The sequence below is a fragment of the Bacillus sp. YC2 genome, from assembly GCF_019891195.1.
Classification (GTDB): domain Bacteria; phylum Bacillota; class Bacilli; order Bacillales; family Bacillaceae; genus Bacillus.
In genome coordinates this window covers 700,380-716,451 of sequence record NZ_JAHXDO010000001.1, presented here as the reverse complement: position 1 = coordinate 716,451, position 16,072 = coordinate 700,380, and the positions used below count along the sequence as shown (strand labels likewise).

Below are 16,072 nucleotides of genomic sequence, written 5' to 3'. Positions count from 1 at the left end.
TATAGGTAAAATATATATTAAGAATAATATGTATTCCTTTTGTCTATAGAAAGGATGAAATAGATGGACATTCGGCACTTAACTTATTTCTTAGAGGTGGCCCGTTTAAAAAGCTTCACGAAAGCTTCCCAGTCGCTGTATGTCTCACAGCCGACCATTTCAAAGATGATTAAAAATCTGGAAACAGAGCTGGGGATTAAGCTGTTTAACCGCAATGGCAGGCAGATTGAGCTGACTGACGCCGGGCAGAGCATGTATGTGCAGGCCCAGGAAATCACGAAGTCGTTTCAAAACCTGACGTCGGAGCTGAATGATATTATGGAGGTGAAGAAGGGCCACGTTCGCATCGGCCTTCCGCCGATGATCGGGTCGGGCTTTTTCCCGAGGGTGCTCGGAGACTTCCGTATCACATACCCTGATGTGACCTTTCAGCTCGTTGAGGACGGCTCTATTAAAGTGCAGCAAGGGGTTGAGGATGGTTCGCTTGATATCGGCGTCGTCGTTCTGCCCGCTAATGAAGAGATTTTTCACACGTTTACGATTGTAAAGGAAACCCTTATGCTCGTCGTCCATCCGTCACACCGTTTGGCGGATGAGCAAGAGTGCAGTCTCCACGAACTAAAAGACGAGCCGTTCATTTTCTTTAGGGAGGATTTTGTCCTTCACAATCGAATTATGACGGAATGCGTGAAAGCCGGGTTCAGCCCGCATGTCATTTACGAGACGTCGCAATGGGACTTTATCAGCGAGATGGTATCGGCCAATCTCGGCATCGGCCTTCTGCCGGAACGTATCTGCCGCGGCCTTGACCCTGAAAAAGTCAAAACGATTCCGCTCGTTCATCCGGTCATTCCGTGGCATCTTGCGATCATTTGGAGGAAGGACCGCTATATGTCGTTTGCGGCTAGAGCCTGGCTGGAACATACAAAATCGTACTTATGGAATCCGAAAAAGAAAGAAAAGGATGATTAACATGGACGCACAAACCGCAGCTCAATATTTAGGCAAAGTCCGGGAACAAAGCCCGCTCGTTCACTGTATCACCAATAACGTTGTGACGAATTTTACCGCTAACGGCCTGCTTGCGCTGGGCGCGTCGCCAGTCATGGCCTATGCGATAGAGGAAGCAGCTGACATGGCGAAAATCGCCGGAGCGCTTGTCCTGAACATAGGCACGCTCAGTGCAGCTTCCGTTGAGGCGATGATCGCCGCCGGGAAATCAGCCAATGAAAATGGCGTTCCGGTCATTCTTGACCCGGTTGGCGCCGGAGCTACGCCATTTCGCACCCAATCAGCCCGCAGCATTATTGGTGAGGTCCGCCTTTCCGTTATTCGCGGCAATGCCGCGGAAATCGCCGATATCGTCGGCGCCGGCGATTGGAGCATCAAAGGTGTGGATGCTGCTGAAGCGGGCGGTGACGTCATTCAGCTGGCAAAGACCGCCGCAAACGAGCTGAATACGGTGATTGCGATAACAGGAAAAACCGATATTATCTCTGACGGCACCGTGACGTATGCCATCCATAACGGTGACAAGCTGCTGACAAAGGTAACAGGCGCCGGCTGTCTGCTGACGTCGGTCGCAGGGGCTTTCTGCGCAGTCGGACAAGACGCCTTAAGCGCAGCCGCCGCAGCCGTTTCTGTATATGGATGTGCAGCCGAGCTTGCAGCCGCAGCCACTTCTCACAAGGGGCCAGGCAGCTTTCAGATTGAACTTTTGAATAAGCTTTCATTCATATCAGAAAAAGAAGCGGCCGAGCTTGCTTCAATTGAAAGGGTGACAAACGTATGACGCGTATTTCTCGGGAAATGATGAAGGATGTTTTATCGGTTTATTTTATAATGGGGTCAAATAATACAAGCGCTGACCCCGTTTCTGTTGTGCGAAAAGCGGTACAGGGCGGTGCTACACTTTTTCAATTTCGTGAAAAGGGAAGCGGTTCTTTAACCGGAGAAGATCGTTTCTTATTCGCGAAGCAGGTGCAGGACGTTTGCAGACAAGCGGGTATTCCTTTCATTATTAATGATGATGTAGAATTGGCATTGCGCCTTAAAGCGGACGGAGTGCACATCGGTCAAGATGATGCGAACGCAGCAGAAACGAGAGCCGCAATCGGCGATATGATTCTCGGAGTTTCTGCACATAACGTATCCGAAGTAAAGCAAGCGGAAGCGGACGGAGCGGATTACGTCGGCCTTGGGCCCATCTATCCGACTGAAACGAAAAAGGATGCCCAAGCTGTGCAGGGTGTTTCATTGATTGAAGCGGTTCGGAGGCAGGGCGCTGCCATTCCGATTGTAGGAATCGGCGGCATCACGATTTCAAATGCGGCTCCCGTCATTGAAGCCGGGGCAGACGGCGTCAGCATGATCAGCGCAGTCAGCCAAGCCGAAGATCCGGAAGCCGCCGCCCGAGGATTCTATGAAGAAATTCAACGCCATAAAGCAAAACGTTAGATCTTTTGCAGGTCAAGGGCTGTTCTGTCAGGACAGCCCTGTTTGGCGTGTGTAAATTTCTATTGACAAAGGCCCGTAACTGACTATGATTATGATATACAATGATAATCATTTTCAACTACAGGAGGTGCATGATGGCGCGGAAGATTGCTTTCATGTTATTCAGCCTGCTCGTCATATTCAGTTCTTCAGCCGTGGCGAAAGGCACTGATCCCATCGCTTCACTTATCGATCTGAATCAGCAAATGATTCAATCTGCAAAGGACGGAGACATACACTCTGTCAAAAAAACATTTTCACAATTCAAAACCGTCTGGAAAAAGGAAGAACCCAATATCAAAAAAGAAAATGTCTCGTCTTATTCGAAAATGAACTCCAATATCGCAATGATCTCTCTTTCTCTGATTAATAAAGACACAAATAAAGTACAGGCGGAGCTTTCAGATCTTGCTTCCCATTTAGAAACCTACCGGCAGGCCGTCACCTTAAAAGACGCTTCCAATGGGAATGCAAGGCTTACACTCTCAGCCTATATTCAAAGCTTAAAAGAAACAAAACAGCTCGTAAAGAGCCGTCAAACCGCTGAGGCGTCAGCAAAAATCGATCAGCTTGTCACGAATTGGCTGGCAGTGGAAGGAGACGTCGTTTCCCAATCAAAAACAGCGTACACGACCTCAGAGGAAAACCTCGCGCTGATGAAAGCGGAAGCCGAAAAACACCCGGACCAGGCGATCAAGCATATTGACGAAATGATTCAGCTTCTTGAGCCGATTGCTTCAAGCAGCTACAGCTGGTGGGACGCCGCCCTCATTCCGGTGCGGGAAGGAATGGAGGCGCTCCTTGTCATTGGCGCGCTGCTGACGATGACGAAAAAAGCGCGTGTCACTCATTCGACCGCTTGGATTTGGGGCGGCGCGTCGCTCGGCATGCTCGTTTCTCTGTTAGCGGGCATCGGCGTCACGCTGCTGTTTTCCTCAAACGTATTTGGAGAAAACAATTTCCTGCTCGGCGGCGTGACAGGCATTCTGTCAGCAGTCATGCTCCTTTATGTCGGCGTCTGGCTTCACCGAAACGCTTCGATGGATAAATGGAGAGAAAAAATCAATACCCAAAAAGCGCAAGCGCTGAAAAAAGGAAGCTTGCTCTCCTTTGCGCTGATCGCCTTTCTGGCAGTCGTAAGGGAGGGGCTTGAGACGGTGATCTTTTTTATTGGCCTCGTCGGAAAGCTGTCTCTTACGGAATTAATAGGAGGAACCGCGGCAGGCCTGCTTATCCTCGCAGCTGCCGGCTTCCTCATGATCAAGCTCGGCATGCGGATTCCGTTAAAACCGTTCTTTTTAGTGTCAATGGCCGTCGTGCTGTATATGTGCGTGAAATTTCTCGGCACGGGCGTGCACAGCCTTCAGCTGGCGGATATTCTTCCGTCTGATGCAGAAAGCTGGCTGCCGTCAGTCTCGTTTCTCGGCATCTATCCGTCGATTTACAGCACGATTCCGCAGCTGTTCATCTTCGGCTTTTTAGCCATCGCGCTCGTTATGGAAATCATCAAGTTAAAATCGAATAGAAGGGAAGTTGCAAAATGAAGCATATCCAAAAAGCGGCTGTATCAGCCGGCCTGATCCTCACCCTTTGTGCGGGCTGCGGAGCCCAGCAAACAACGGCTGATAAAGGAGCCGAAAAAAGCAGCGTTAATCAGGAAATCAAAACATCAGTAGACAAAATGGAAGACATTCTGACAAATCTGAATGAGTCCGTCAAAAAAGAAGATCAGAAAGGCATTCAAAAAAAGGGGAAAGAATTAAACAGCTACTGGCTCTCCTTTGAAAATAAAATCCGTACCGATTATCCGTTTGAATATACAGAAATCGAAAAGCACTTGCAGCCGATTTATACAGAGGCGCAAAAAGACAAACCCGATACAGACAAAATCAAATCGGAATCCGTATCGCTGACAGCCTCTTTACAGGAGCTGACAGGCGCTAAAAAAGACAGCAAAAAAGCGAGTGATCAGCTCACAAAAGCGGCCGGTGAATACAAAACCTATGTAAAAGACCAGAGCGATCAGCTTGTAAAGGCGACCGAAGCGTTTACAAACGCTATCAAGGCAGGCGACATCGATAAAGCAAAAGCGCTCTATCCGAAGGCGCGTGTCTATTACGAACGAATTGAACCGATCGCCGAAAGCCTCGGCACGCTTGATCCGAAAATCGACGCCAGAGAGAACGATGTGGAAGAAGGAGACAAATGGACGGGATTCCACAAGCTGGAGAAAGCACTATGGAAGGACAACAAGATTTCTGACGAAAAAGAAACAGCAGCCGTCTTGTTAAAAGATGTAAAGGAGCTGGACGGGTCCATCGCTTCTCTCAAACTGACGCCTGAGCAAATTGTCGCGGGCGCTATGGAGCTTCTGAATGAAGCGGGCATTTCCAAAATCACCGGGGAAGAAGAGCGCTACTCCCGAATTGATTTAGTAGATTTGGCTGCGAATGTGGAAGGATCAAAAGCCGTCTATGAAACAGTAAAAAGCGCCCTCGTTAAAGATCATTCCGATGTAACGGAAAAACTCGATACAGAATTCAGCGAATTTGAAGTTTTAATGTCTAAATACAAAACTGGCGATCAATCTTATACATCTTATGATAAATTAAGTAAAGATCAAATCAGAGAGATAAGCACAAAGCTGACGGTTCTTTCTGAAACCATGTCGAAGATTGCGGATGTGCTTTAAAAGGAGTTTGACGCAGCATGAGCGATGAACAAAACAAGGATAAACAGATTCACAGACGGGATGTCCTGAAGTGGGGCGCCGTGGCAGGGGCGGCCGTCGCGGTCGGAGCGAGCGGCCTTGGAGGTCTGGCGCCGCTCTTCAAGCCCGCGGCTACTGCTTCGAAGCAGAGTGAGGATAAAAGCGAACAAATCGTGCCTTTTTACGGGAAGCATCAGGCCGGCATTACAACAGCCCATCAAACGTATGTGTACTTCGCGGCGCTGGATGTGACGTCAAGCAATAAAGGTGATGTCATCTCCCTTTTCAGAAACTGGACCAGCCTGACGCAGCTCTTGACCTCAGGCGCCACTCTGTCAGGCGAACAGAAAAATAAATATATGCCTCCGCAGGATACAGGGGAGTCGCAGGATTTGGCGCCGGCTAATTTAACGGTTACGTTCGGTTTCGGACCGGATTTTTTCGAAAAGGACGGAAAGGACCGCTTCGGGCTGAAAGATAAGAAACCGAAGCATCTCGCCGACCTGCCGCCGATGCCTAACGACAAGCTTGATAAGAAGCAAGGGGGCGGAGATATCGCCGTTCAAGTATGCGCCGATAATGAACAGACTGCGTTTCACGCGATGCGCAATCTGATTAAGCAAGCAATCGGCGTGTGCGAAGTGCGCTATTTGAACAAAGGCTTCTTAAGCGGCGGCAAAAACGGAGAAACACCGCGCAACCTATTCGGTTTTAAGGACGGCACCGGGAACCAAAGCACCAAGGATGAGAACCTGATGAATTCCATTGTTTGGGTTCAATCTGGAGAGCCGGACTGGATGACGGGCGGCACGTACATGGCTTTTCGGAAAATCAAGATGTTTTTGGAAATCTGGGACCGCTCTTCTCTTAAAGAACAAGAGGACACGTTCGGACGAATCAAAAGCTCAGGCGCTCCTTTCGGACAAAAAAAGGAAACCGACTCTGTCAAGCTCAATCAGATTCCCGCCGACTCACATGTCAGCGTTGCGAAATCAACCGGCAGACAGATATTACGCCGGGCGTTCTCCTACACAGACGGAATTGATCCGAAAACAGGTTATGTCGATGCAGGTCTGCTGTTTATAAGCTTTCAGAAAGACCCCGACCGTCAATTTGTTCCGATGCTGAAAGCTTTATCGGCAAAGGATGCGCTTAATGAGTATACGCAGACGATCGGCTCCTCCTTATTTGCCTGCCCCGGCGGCTGCAAAAAAGGAGAATATATCGCCCAGCGGCTGCTGGAATCATAACACCTTCCTTATGGAGGGTGTTTTTTTGAAAAAACACTTGTAACTTTTTATGTTACACCTTATGATGAAGGGGATAGGAAAGGAGATTAAGTATGACAGTACAAATTAAAGTATATTCAGATTATGTATGCCCGTTTTGCTTTGTCGGCAAAGCGGCTTTTGAAGAAGCGATAAAAGAAAAGGACGTGGAAGTGGAATGGATGCCGTTTGAACTGCGTCCAAGTCCGTCACCTAAGCTTGATCCCGTAAATGAACCCGCTAAACAGCAGATGTGGAAAACCGCGATTGAACCGATGGCGCAATCTTTAGGGGTTGATATCACGTTTCCCCGCGTATCGCCGCATCCGTATACAGATTTGGCCTTTGAAGGATTTCATTTTGCGAAAGAACAAGGAAAAGGCAGTGAATACCATACACGGGTTTTTAATGCTTTCTTTCAAGAGGAACAAAATATCGGCGACATTGCCGTCCTGACAAAGCTCGCTGAAGAAGCAGGACTTGACGGCGAGGCTTTCAAAGAGGCGCTCGACACGAGAGCCTACAAGCAAGTACAGCAGGAAGCGCTTCGCCATGCATATGAAGAAGCGGGCATCACAGCAGTGCCTACTTTTGTTATCGGTGATGAAAAAATCCCGGGCGCCGCAAGCAAGGAAACATTTGAACAAATCATTGAGCAGGAAATGAATAAACGATAAACGAATGAAAAGCCCTCTGGCGCAGAGGGCTTTTTCGTTTAGCCGGGTGTGCTATAGTGCCTCACAAAGGTTTGTCTGTCCGCTTCATAGGCCTCAGCGTCAAATGAATCACCGCAAAAATGAAGACACCACGGGTCTTCCTGGCAGGCCACTCCGACGGTGTAGCCGCGGCGCTGAAATTCAAGAGACTGCGACGTATCGTAAAAATGGAAGCCGCCAAACAAATCTTCCCGCCACTCTACATCGTATTGAGTTGCCATTAATAAACCGTCAACAGCGGCAGCAGGCGTAAACAGGCTGTTTGCCCGGCAGCCGTGATCGAATTGAAGGGTGTGATAGGAATGGCCCCGATATTCAATCACTTTTCCCGCCCGCTGTCCGCTTTCCCACCATATTCCGCCCGCAGGCAGTGTCTCACAGCCCGCTACACCGAGAAGCCCCAGCTCCTGATGGGATTGAAACATGTGAAGCATGTCAGGCAGAAAATCACGATGAATGATAAATGTATCCTGGTGTAAATAGATTTTATATTTGGAAGGACGTTTCAATGCTTTGTTATAAGAGGATGCCATGCTTTGTGAATCATATATCGGCATAATGTCAACGGAGTATGAAGGGGGAACGGCCAGCTGCATAATATGGCTTTTACACCGGCTGTAAAGCGATTCATCATTAACACAGATGACAAACAGGATCGTGGATTGATCCATTATAAGCTCCTTTCGGCCTCAATCACATATTGGTAGGCGGATGCTTCTGCCAGAAAGTCATGCCTGATGCCAAGCTTCACACATACTTCATGCAATGAAGAAATGGCCTGCTGATAGGAGGGATGGTCGACGCGAATGGCCTCAATACTTTTCATCTCATAGCCGCCGGCTTTAAATAACGAGATGAGCTCTTCACGGGTAAAAAAACGCAGGTGGGTCTGATCCATTAAGCCGGCGTCTCTGTATGTCCATTTGCCGGCTAAAAGCTCCAGCACCACTGAAATGTGCCCGACGTTCGGCACGCATGCGAGAACTGTGCCGTCTTTTTTTAAATAGGGACGAAGCTTTTTAAGCACTGACCAAGGATCGACAAGGTGCTCCAGCACATCCCCGAACAGAATGCAGTCGAATTGCTCGGCATTGTACGGCAGAACGGCGGATTCAATATCTCCGCAAAGCACATGGCTCAATTTTGTTTCTGCCTTTTGAGCGGCTTCAGGAAACGCCTCGATACCGTAAACCGTTATTCCCCGATTTTCAAGCGCTGCGCCTAAATTTCCCGCGCCGCAGCCGACATCAAGCGCGGTTTTCCAGCTACCGTTTATTTTTTTCAATAAATAAGGGTTCAGTCCGTCATAATATTGCTGTTTCTTTTTATCATAATAGGGATTCGAATTCATCTGTGCATCACCTCATAAAAGAGCAGTTAATACACAAGGTATGTAGCGGGGGGATATTGTATCACCATGTTTGGCGTTCGATAGCGGAATATGGCGGGAATGGTTGTCCGGTATACGTCTCTGTGCAGCTTCTCCCCTGAGACTGCGGTTTTTGTGAAAACTCAGGTGCGGCTGGCTGTAAAAAGCATAAATTAAAAGGATCCGCCTACAAATCTTAAGGCTGGCGGATGGTGTTTTTCATTGGTGTTTTTTTCTTCACCGCTTTTTCAGCATTTAAAAATCGCCTCACATCATCAATGTGTAAACCCATGATTCTAGCTTCTTGAATTAACAAATGCCAATCTTGATCTACATCCTTCATTGCATGAGTTTTCATAAGAACCTCCAATTGAAAAAATGTTTTTCCCAGCAATAAGCATCCAATGTATAACAAATTTCACACATAGTTGCCCGGTAATCCCAAATTGGAATGATTTCACCTACCTATTCCCTAAAAAAATGACTGAAATAACCAAAATCCTTCAAGAATTCTTACATATAATAATAAACAAATAAATACTGACTGGATAGTATGTAAATAAAAATAAATCATCAGACCTATTAAGATTTACCCTTTAAACGCCGACTAGCACAATCTTTTTTTAGAAAAAATACCGCTAAAGAATGATTCGGTGTAAGATAAAGTGAAGATCAATTAGCTGGAGTAAAAAATGAAAAAAAACAAATTTCAAATTAAGAGAGAAGAAACATTTGAAAGTTTTATTGACGCAGGCCTTCATTTGTTAATTGACAGAGCTTACGATACTGTATCGATAGATGAAATCAGCAAAGCCGCAGGCTTTAGCAAAGGCGCGTTTTACGTTCATTTTGAAAGCAAGGAAGATTTTCTGAAGCATTTGTTAGACAGGCGTCAGATCAAAAAAAGAATCATTACCGGCTATCTCGACGAAATAGAACGGCAATCAGCCAGGCCGCTGACATTATATGAAGCGGCAAGAAGCGCGGCTGACTTGCTGATGCACCTCATTAACAGCAAACCCGTATGGAACATCGTGTCCTTTGCCCTTCATATGCCCAATTACAAGGTGGTCCGGGAATATGAAGCTTATATCCATCTTTACGAGCTATGGATTGAAGAAAGCTGCTTGTACATAAATTGGCTCAAATCGAGACATTTAATAGAAGAACAAATTGATACGGAATACACCGCCAGAATGATGTGCGCGCTCATTGACGGCATGATAAAGCAATCAAACGTGCTGGGGCGGCCCGTCTCCTTCCGCAGCCTGTTTGACGCGCTCTCTGTTTTCTTCAGCAACAGAAAATCAGGTTAACGATCATCTGCATTTGACAAAAGGTTTAGAAAAGTCTTTCAGAAAGCGAGGAACTGACATGCGTTATAGAGAAATTATGATGTATATCATTATGGGTGTCTTCACGACGATCGTGAACATCGTGAGTTTTTATGTGATGGCGGAAACGTTTCAAATGGATTATAAGATGGCAACTGTCGCAGCTTGGGTTTTTTCTGTTCTCTTTGCATATATCACGAATAAACTGTATGTATTTCAGCAAAAAACATCCGGAATGCGGAGCCTGCTGAAAGAATTGGCTGCCTTTTTCAGTGTGCGCGTGCTGTCTCTCGGTATTGATCTGGCCATGATGATACTTTTAGTCAGCCAATTCCATATGAATGAAACATTGGCCAAAATCGCCGATAACGTGATTATCGTAGTCGTCAACTACGTTGCGAGCAAGTGGATCGTATTCAGAAAAACAAAGGAAGAAGGCGCGTCATAGCAGTTGAAACGGGAAGGGGATGCGTATGAGGTATGGTATAAAGAAATTGGAAAATCGGAGGAGCTTCGTGTTAAGGAAGAAGGCGTAAAGGAATGCAGTCTGGATGATATTCGTTATAAAGAAGAGGACGGGGCGGGCCAATTATCCGAACGGCGTCGGGCTGTGATAGAGCTTGTAACGGCGGTGATCCTTAAACAAAGCGATCATCTTCAGGCGGACATGCTTGATTTGGTGAAGCGGCGGCAGAAGAGGATCGTCAGGAATCTTTCCTCCTCATCATGAAGTCCATCATCTGAAAAAGGAAAATATCGGCCGTATCTTTGCGCAGATATAGAGCACGCCGGCGTCTTTAAACAAACGGCCTTCCGCCGATTTATCAGCCGATTGGACGTCATACCGGTAAAAAGCCTCATCCCATAAGGGATGAGGCTTTTTTGAATTATCCTCTGTTTCTGGTGAGCAGGCTGAACAGGAATACCACAATCGCCGCGCCGATAACTGCCGGAATGATGGCAAAGCCGGCGAGGTGAGGCCCCCATGTGCCCAGCAGGCCGTGTCCGATCCATGCGCCGATTAAACCGGCGATCATTGAACCGATAATTCCTCCGGGCATATTTCCTTTTACAAATAAACTTCCGAGCCAGCCAATAATAATGGCGACAATCAGAGATACGATAAAACCCATAAATACCACTTCCTATTTTTAAAAGTTTTGCCTATATGTTTCCTTAGTTTTGTCCATATTAAACATATGAATGTTCTTTTGCCGTTTTTTTATTTTGAACATATCCCGGCGCGTTCCGGTCTTTTTTTTCAATATGTGTTGCGTTAAAATGGAAAACGTGTGAAAAGGTGTGAAGAAAGGAAAAAATAATTCCTTTGTAGAATGTTTAACAAAATGAAACTTTTTGTTGACCAACGTTTTTTATTATGGTAAACCTTTATTTGGTATTATTCGTTCTCGATATCTTTCTTCTCTATATATGCTAAATGATCTAAAACTTTTTATCTTACGTAAGTGCAAGTGAAAAAAGTTCGTGCATTTTTTGTCGATTTTGTGACATTTGGGCGAAAAAAAGATGAACTTTAGAAAAAAATAAAGCTAATAAGTGCAGATTTTGATAGCATAACAAGGTAGATAGAGAAAAGATTTTGAGAAAGTACATTTCAGATTCACTACATCAATAGGAAGGATGGTGATCTTCTTGTTCAGAGCATTTAAACCGTTACTTTTATTGGCGATGTTGGCTGTTGTTTTCGTTCTTGGCGGATGCAGCGACATTTCCGTATTAGATCCGAAGGGGCCTGTAGCAGATCAGCAAAAAGATTTGATTCTGTTATCAATCGGATTCATGTTGTTCATTGTCGGTGTCGTATTCGTTCTATTTACCATTATCTTAGTCAAATACCGCGACCGCAAAGGCAAGGACAACGGAAATTACAAGCCGGACATGCACGGCAACACGTTTTTAGAAGTAGTCTGGACAGTGATCCCAATTTTAATTGTCATTGCACTTTCTGTGCCTACCGTACAGACGATATATTCGTTAGAAAAAGCTCCTGAAGCAACAAAGGATAAAGAGCCCCTTGTTGTGTACGCTACTTCGGTAGACTGGAAATGGGTATTTAGTTACCCTGAACAGGATATTGAGACGGTTAACTACCTGAACATCCCTGTAGACCGTCCGATTTTATTCAAAATTTCCTCAGCCGATTCAATGGCATCGCTATGGATTCCTCAGCTTGGAGGACAAAAATACGCGATGGCGGGAATGCTGATGGATCAATACTTACAGGCTGACAAAGTGGGAACGTATGAAGGCCGCAACGCGAACTTCACGGGCGAACACTTTGCCGACCAAAAATTCAACGTTAAAGCCGTTACTCAAAAAGACTTTAACAACTGGGTGAAAAAAGCCCAAAGCAATTCTCCTAAGCTGACGAAAGAGAAGTATGATGAACTGATGCTTCCGGAGAATGTCGGTAAATTAACGTTCTCTTCTACACACTTGAAATATGTTGACCACGGCCAAGATGCTGAATATGCGATGGAGGCGCGCAAACGTCTGGGCTATAAAGCCGTTTCACCGCACTCTAAAACTGATCCGTGGGAAAATGTAAAGAAAAACGAATTTAAAATATCCGACGATAAAGAAGATTGATATTGAACAAGAAAGGAGGAAGCCCGAATGAAATTGAGATGGGATGAATTTTTTGTAACAGGTGACCCATTAATTCTGGGCGCACAAGTTTCCATTGCGCTGTCCACTATCGCTATTATCGTTGTACTCACATACTTTAAAAAGTGGAAGTGGCTCTGGTCTGAATGGTTAACATCTGTAGACCATAAGAAACTTGGAATCATGTACATTATCTCTGCTGTTATCATGCTGTTCCGCGGCGGGGTCGACGGTTTGATGATGCGTGCCCAGTTAGCGCTTCCTAATAACAATTTTTTAGACTCAAACCACTATAACGAAATCTTTACGACTCACGGTACGATCATGATTATCTTCATGGCGATGCCGTTTCTGATCGGTCTGATTAACGTTGTCGTACCTTTGCAAATCGGTGCGCGCGACGTAGCGTTTCCTTACTTAAACAACCTGAGCTTCTGGACGTTTTTCGTAGGAGCGATGCTTTTCAATATTTCCTTCGTTATCGGGGGTTCTCCGAACGCGGGATGGACGAGTTACATGCCGCTGGCAAGTAACGATATGAGCCCTGGGCCAGGTGAGAACTTCTACCTGCTCGGTCTTCAGATTGCCGGTATCGGTACGCTGATGACGGGAATCAACTTTATGGTAACGATCTTAAAAATGCGTACTAAAGGTATGACGCTTATGCGTATGCCGATGTTCACTTGGACAACGCTGATCACAATGGTTATTATCGTTTTCGCCTTCCCTGTTCTTACAGTGGCATTGGCGCTGTTATCATTTGACCGTTTGTTCGGCGCACACTTTTTCACACTGGAAGCCGGCGGTATGCCGATGCTTTGGGCCAACTTGTTCTGGATTTGGGGACACCCTGAAGTATATATCGTTATCTTACCGGCATTCGGTATTTTCTCTGAGATTATCTCAGCTTTTGCAAGAAAGCAGTTATTCGGTTACAAAGCGATGGTCGGTTCAATTATCGCCATTTCCGTCCTGAGTTTCCTTGTATGGACTCACCACTTCTTCACAATGGGGAACAGTGCGTCTGTTAACTCTTTCTTCTCGATTACAACGATGGCGATTTCGGTTCCGACCGGGGTTAAAATCTTTAACTGGCTCTTTACGATGTATAAAGGCCGAATCAGTTTTACATCACCGATGCTGTGGGCGCTTGCGTTTATTCCGAACTTCGTTATCGGCGGGGTAACAGGGGTTATGCTGGCGATGGCTGCAGCGGATTACCAATACCATAATACGTACTTCCTTGTATCTCACTTCCACTATGTGCTGATCGCGGGTACTGTATTTGCGTGTTTCGCCGGATTTATTTTCTGGTATCCGAAAATGTTCGGCCACAAGCTGAATGAAAGAATCGGAAAATGGTTCTTCTGGATCTTTATGATCGGATTTAATGTATGTTTCTTCCCGCAATATTTCTTGGGGCTTCAAGGGATGCCTCGCCGTATTTACACATACGGTCCGAATGACGGCTGGACTGCATTAAACTTTATCTCAACTGTCGGAGCCTTCATGATGGGTGTCGGATTCTTAATCCTTTGCTATAACATCTATTACAGCTTCCGCTACTCTACTCGCGAGATCAGCGGAGATGCATGGGGCGTGGGACGTACGCTTGAGTGGGCGACTTCATCTGCGATTCCGCCGCATTACAACTTTGCGGTGCTTCCTGAAGTGAAATCTCAAGATGCGTATCTGCAATTGAAAGAAGACAAAGTGGATATCCATCCGGAAAGCAAATTCAAGAAAATCCATATGCCGCACAACTCAGGCAGACCGCTTATTATGTCAGTCGCATTCGGTATTGCAGGCTTCGGACTTGTATTTGAATGGTACTGGATGGGCGTTGTCGGTCTGATCGGTATTCTGCTTTGCATGGTGCTTCGCTCATTTGAGTATGATGATGGATACTATATACCTGTTGAAGAAATAAAAGAGACGGAAAGAAAGATTTCCGAATAAAGGAGGCGTGATTTATGGAACATGCAGAACACGGCAATTCTAACGCGCCTATGGAATATCAATCTGAAACCGGCAGACTCAATATTCTCGGGTTTTGGATCTTTTTAGGGGCAGAAATTGTGTTGTTCTCAACACTATTTGCAACCTTCTTCGTTCTTCAAGGAAGAACAGCTGGAGGGGTCTTACCGGCCGAATTATTTGAAGTAAAACTCGTCATGATCATGACATTTTTGCTGCTTATCAGCAGTTTTACTTGCGGGATCGCTGTTCATGAAATGCGGCGCGGAAGCTTAAAAGGCGTTGTCATTTGGACGATTATCACACTCCTTCTCGGCGCGGGCTTCGTCGGATGTGAGATTAACGAGTTCGTCCACTATGTTCATGAAGGAGCATCTCTCGGTACAAGTGCTTTCTGGTCAGGATTCTTTGTCCTTCTCGGAACGCACGGAACGCACGTAACGATCGGTATCTTCTGGATCACCGGCATCTTACTGCAATTGAAGAAACGCGGACTGACGCCGCAAACGTCTTCAAAAATCTTTATCTCAAGTTTATACTGGCACTTCTTAGACGTTGTATGGATCTTCATCTTTACAGGCGTCTATCTCATCGGATTGGGGGGACTATAATATGGCAAACAAATCTGCTGAACACAGCCACTTTCCGTGGAAGCATATCGTAGGTTTTGCGTTGTCTATTATTCTGACCCTGCTGGCCCTTTGGGTTGCGGTATATACGGATTTAAGCTCATCAGCAAAACTTTGGATTATTTTCGGATTCGCATTCATTCAGGCCGGCTTGCAGCTTCTCATGTTCATGCACATGACAGAGAGCGAAAACGGCGGAATCCAAGTCGGAAACACGCTCTTCGGATTTTTCGGAGCGATTGTTATCATCCTTGGCTCCATCTGGATCTTTGCGGCGCACTACCATCACGGTGACCATATGGATGGAAACCCTCCCGGCGGTGCTAAACATCATTCCGAACATCAAGAATAAAAGAAACCCTCTTCGTTTAAGCGAAGAGGGTTTTTTCTGCCTTTTTTATTCACTTCTTCTCCGGCGGAGACGGGGAAGGCCGTAAATGATAAAGGCGGCAATATGGGCAACGATAACGTTGACGGCAAATAGGATGATCATAAGTGTGTGGCCGAGAGGGGAAAGGCTGCTGGTTGCGTAAAAGTAGAAGAAAACCCACATTAAAATGATTGGCGGTATGGCCGAAAGAGCTACTTTTTTGTTATCGAGCCAAATAAAGAGAGGGGTTGCGGTTGCGACCAGTAAATAAGCGAAAAACATGTCCATCTTACCTGTCTCCTTTCATTTTATGACAGCGTTTCCAAAATGAAATGCAGGGAATAAAATGTGTCTGTTTTGTGGTCGTTTTTTGAACATTTTGTTACAATTATTATACCATGTTTTCCAGTTTTTGATACCGCTTTTTAAAGAAATGTATTGCAACTATCGCCTCATTTTTGGATGGGAAAAAGAAACCGGAAATATCAATGCGTTGTCACATAATCAAACAGCACAATAGAAACGGCTGTGAAGGCTGTGTTATGTTGAAGAGAAAAGGCTCAGTAAAGAAGGTA

General features: G+C 45.9%; 19 protein-coding genes and 1 pseudogene. 15 read left to right on the top strand and 5 right to left on the bottom strand.

From position 1 onward, the window contains the following. Positions 1-63: 63 nt before the first annotated feature. From cidR to KY305_RS03600, 7 genes are all read left to right on the top strand, one after another. Complete coding sequence (cidR, locus tag KY305_RS03630; RefSeq protein ID WP_223061384.1) at positions 64-972, top strand: cidABC operon transcriptional activator CidR; 909 nt, start codon at positions 64-66, stop codon at positions 970-972. Between the two features lies 1 nt (position 973). Continuing rightward, positions 974-1,792, top strand: coding sequence for a hydroxyethylthiazole kinase (gene thiM, locus KY305_RS03625; protein ID WP_223061383.1), 819 nt, complete (start codon positions 974-976; stop codon positions 1,790-1,792). Continuing rightward, positions 1,789-2,457, top strand: a complete 669-nt coding sequence (gene thiE, locus KY305_RS03620; RefSeq protein WP_223061382.1) for a thiamine phosphate synthase — start codon at positions 1,789-1,791, stop codon at positions 2,455-2,457. The genes thiM and thiE overlap by 4 nt, the downstream gene beginning before the upstream one ends. 134 nt (positions 2,458-2,591) lie before the next feature. Further along, positions 2,592-4,040, top strand: coding sequence for an FTR1 family protein (locus KY305_RS03615; protein ID WP_223061381.1), 1,449 nt, complete (start codon positions 2,592-2,594; stop codon positions 4,038-4,040). Then, the gene (efeO, locus tag KY305_RS03610) at positions 4,037-5,188 is read left to right on the top strand and encodes an iron uptake system protein EfeO (RefSeq protein WP_223061380.1); all 1,152 of its coding nucleotides are present in this window, start codon (positions 4,037-4,039) and stop codon (positions 5,186-5,188) included. Before KY305_RS03615 ends, efeO begins: the two co-directional genes overlap by 4 nt. A 17-nt stretch (positions 5,189-5,205) precedes the next feature. Continuing rightward, positions 5,206-6,456, top strand: a complete 1,251-nt coding sequence (efeB, locus tag KY305_RS03605) for an iron uptake transporter deferrochelatase/peroxidase subunit (protein ID WP_223061379.1) — start codon at positions 5,206-5,208, stop codon at positions 6,454-6,456. A gap of 92 nt (positions 6,457-6,548) precedes the next feature. Then, the gene (locus KY305_RS03600) at positions 6,549-7,151 is read left to right on the top strand and encodes a DsbA family oxidoreductase (RefSeq protein WP_223061378.1); all 603 of its coding nucleotides are present in this window, start codon (positions 6,549-6,551) and stop codon (positions 7,149-7,151) included. 38 nt (positions 7,152-7,189) lie between these two features. Here the strand turns inward: KY305_RS03600 and KY305_RS03595 are convergent, their stop codons facing one another. The 3 genes from KY305_RS03595 to KY305_RS03585 form a co-directional block, all read right to left on the bottom strand. Further along, complete coding sequence (locus tag KY305_RS03595) at positions 7,190-7,861, bottom strand: glycosyltransferase family protein (protein WP_223061377.1); 672 nt, start codon at positions 7,859-7,861, stop codon at positions 7,190-7,192. Next, complete coding sequence (locus tag KY305_RS03590) at positions 7,861-8,541, bottom strand: class I SAM-dependent methyltransferase (protein WP_223061376.1); 681 nt, start codon at positions 8,539-8,541, stop codon at positions 7,861-7,863. The genes KY305_RS03595 and KY305_RS03590 overlap by 1 nt, the downstream gene beginning before the upstream one ends. Positions 8,542-8,755: 214 nt before the next feature. Continuing rightward, entirely contained in the window at positions 8,756-8,917 is a 162-nt protein-coding gene (locus tag KY305_RS03585) for an anti-repressor SinI family protein (protein ID WP_214800099.1), read from the bottom strand. 334 nt (positions 8,918-9,251) lie between these two features. On the opposite strand from KY305_RS03585, the gene KY305_RS03580 reads away from it, so the two are divergent. The 4 genes and pseudogenes from KY305_RS03580 to KY305_RS20310 all read left to right on the top strand — a co-directional run. Next, the gene (locus tag KY305_RS03580; RefSeq protein WP_223061375.1) at positions 9,252-9,875 is read left to right on the top strand and encodes a TetR/AcrR family transcriptional regulator; all 624 of its coding nucleotides are present in this window, start codon (positions 9,252-9,254) and stop codon (positions 9,873-9,875) included. Between the two features lie 79 nt (positions 9,876-9,954). Continuing rightward, positions 9,955-10,341 (top strand): GtrA family protein, encoded by a 387-nt coding sequence (locus KY305_RS03575; protein ID WP_223061625.1) that lies wholly within the window; start codon positions 9,955-9,957, stop codon positions 10,339-10,341. Between the two features lie 3 nt (positions 10,342-10,344). Continuing rightward, positions 10,345-10,623 carry a hypothetical protein gene (locus tag KY305_RS03570; protein ID WP_223061374.1) on the top strand — a complete coding sequence of 93 codons (279 nt, stop codon included), beginning with the start codon at positions 10,345-10,347 and terminating at the stop codon, positions 10,621-10,623. Positions 10,624-10,639: 16 nt separating this feature from the next. Next, positions 10,640-10,761: pseudogene (locus tag KY305_RS20310) on the top strand (hypothetical protein); the annotation flags it as partial. Between the two features lie 19 nt (positions 10,762-10,780). Here KY305_RS20310 and KY305_RS03565 read toward each other — a convergent pair. Further along, positions 10,781-11,026 carry a GlsB/YeaQ/YmgE family stress response membrane protein gene (locus KY305_RS03565; RefSeq protein WP_061522427.1) on the bottom strand — a complete coding sequence of 82 codons (246 nt, stop codon included), beginning with the start codon at positions 11,024-11,026 and terminating at the stop codon, positions 10,781-10,783. Between the two features lie 511 nt (positions 11,027-11,537). Between KY305_RS03565 and qoxA the strand changes: the two genes are divergently transcribed. From qoxA to qoxD, 4 genes are read left to right on the top strand one after another with little or no spacing between them, the layout of a single operon-like run. Continuing rightward, on the top strand, positions 11,538-12,503 hold the full coding sequence (qoxA, locus tag KY305_RS03560; RefSeq protein WP_223061624.1) for a cytochrome aa3 quinol oxidase subunit II: 966 nt from the start codon (positions 11,538-11,540) through the stop codon (positions 12,501-12,503). A 27-nt stretch (positions 12,504-12,530) separates the two neighbouring features. Further along, entirely contained in the window at positions 12,531-14,480 is a 1,950-nt protein-coding gene (qoxB, locus tag KY305_RS03555) for a cytochrome aa3 quinol oxidase subunit I (protein ID WP_223061373.1), read from the top strand. 14 nt (positions 14,481-14,494) lie between these two features. Continuing rightward, complete coding sequence (gene qoxC, locus KY305_RS03550) at positions 14,495-15,109, top strand: cytochrome aa3 quinol oxidase subunit III (protein WP_214800094.1); 615 nt, start codon at positions 14,495-14,497, stop codon at positions 15,107-15,109. 1 nt (position 15,110) lies between these two features. Then, complete coding sequence (gene qoxD / locus KY305_RS03545; RefSeq protein ID WP_007614576.1) at positions 15,111-15,479, top strand: cytochrome aa3 quinol oxidase subunit IV; 369 nt, start codon at positions 15,111-15,113, stop codon at positions 15,477-15,479. Between the two features lie 45 nt (positions 15,480-15,524). On the opposite strand, the gene ywcE is transcribed toward qoxD, so the two are convergent. Continuing rightward, entirely contained in the window at positions 15,525-15,785 is a 261-nt protein-coding gene (ywcE, locus tag KY305_RS03540; protein ID WP_061522432.1) for a spore morphogenesis/germination protein YwcE, read from the bottom strand. Between the last annotated feature and the right edge of the window lie 287 nt (positions 15,786-16,072).

Coding starts and splice junctions, on each gene's coding strand:
- KY305_RS03595 (WP_223061377.1), bottom strand. CDS start 7,861: ATGGATCAATCCACGATCCTGTTTGTCATCTGTGTTAATGATGAATCG.
- qoxB (WP_223061373.1), top strand. CDS start 12,531: ATGAAATTGAGATGGGATGAATTTTTTGTAACAGGTGACCCATTAATT.
- KY305_RS03565 (WP_061522427.1), bottom strand. CDS start 11,026: ATGGGTTTTATCGTATCTCTGATTGTCGCCATTATTATTGGCTGGCTC.
- KY305_RS03585 (WP_214800099.1), bottom strand. CDS start 8,917: ATGAAAACTCATGCAATGAAGGATGTAGATCAAGATTGGCATTTGTTA.
- KY305_RS03600 (WP_223061378.1), top strand. CDS start 6,549: ATGACAGTACAAATTAAAGTATATTCAGATTATGTATGCCCGTTTTGC.
- qoxC (WP_214800094.1), top strand. CDS start 14,495: ATGGAACATGCAGAACACGGCAATTCTAACGCGCCTATGGAATATCAA.
- KY305_RS03580 (WP_223061375.1), top strand. CDS start 9,252: ATGAAAAAAAACAAATTTCAAATTAAGAGAGAAGAAACATTTGAAAGT.
- KY305_RS03590 (WP_223061376.1), bottom strand. CDS start 8,541: ATGAATTCGAATCCCTATTATGATAAAAAGAAACAGCAATATTATGAC.
- KY305_RS03615 (WP_223061381.1), top strand. CDS start 2,592: ATGGCGCGGAAGATTGCTTTCATGTTATTCAGCCTGCTCGTCATATTC.
- ywcE (WP_061522432.1), bottom strand. CDS start 15,785: ATGGACATGTTTTTCGCTTATTTACTGGTCGCAACCGCAACCCCTCTC.
- thiM (WP_223061383.1), top strand. CDS start 974: ATGGACGCACAAACCGCAGCTCAATATTTAGGCAAAGTCCGGGAACAA.
- qoxD (WP_007614576.1), top strand. CDS start 15,111: ATGGCAAACAAATCTGCTGAACACAGCCACTTTCCGTGGAAGCATATC.
- KY305_RS03575 (WP_223061625.1), top strand. CDS start 9,955: ATGTATATCATTATGGGTGTCTTCACGACGATCGTGAACATCGTGAGT.
- thiE (WP_223061382.1), top strand. CDS start 1,789: ATGACGCGTATTTCTCGGGAAATGATGAAGGATGTTTTATCGGTTTAT.
- cidR (WP_223061384.1), top strand. CDS start 64: ATGGACATTCGGCACTTAACTTATTTCTTAGAGGTGGCCCGTTTAAAA.
- efeB (WP_223061379.1), top strand. CDS start 5,206: ATGAGCGATGAACAAAACAAGGATAAACAGATTCACAGACGGGATGTC.
- efeO (WP_223061380.1), top strand. CDS start 4,037: ATGAAGCATATCCAAAAAGCGGCTGTATCAGCCGGCCTGATCCTCACC.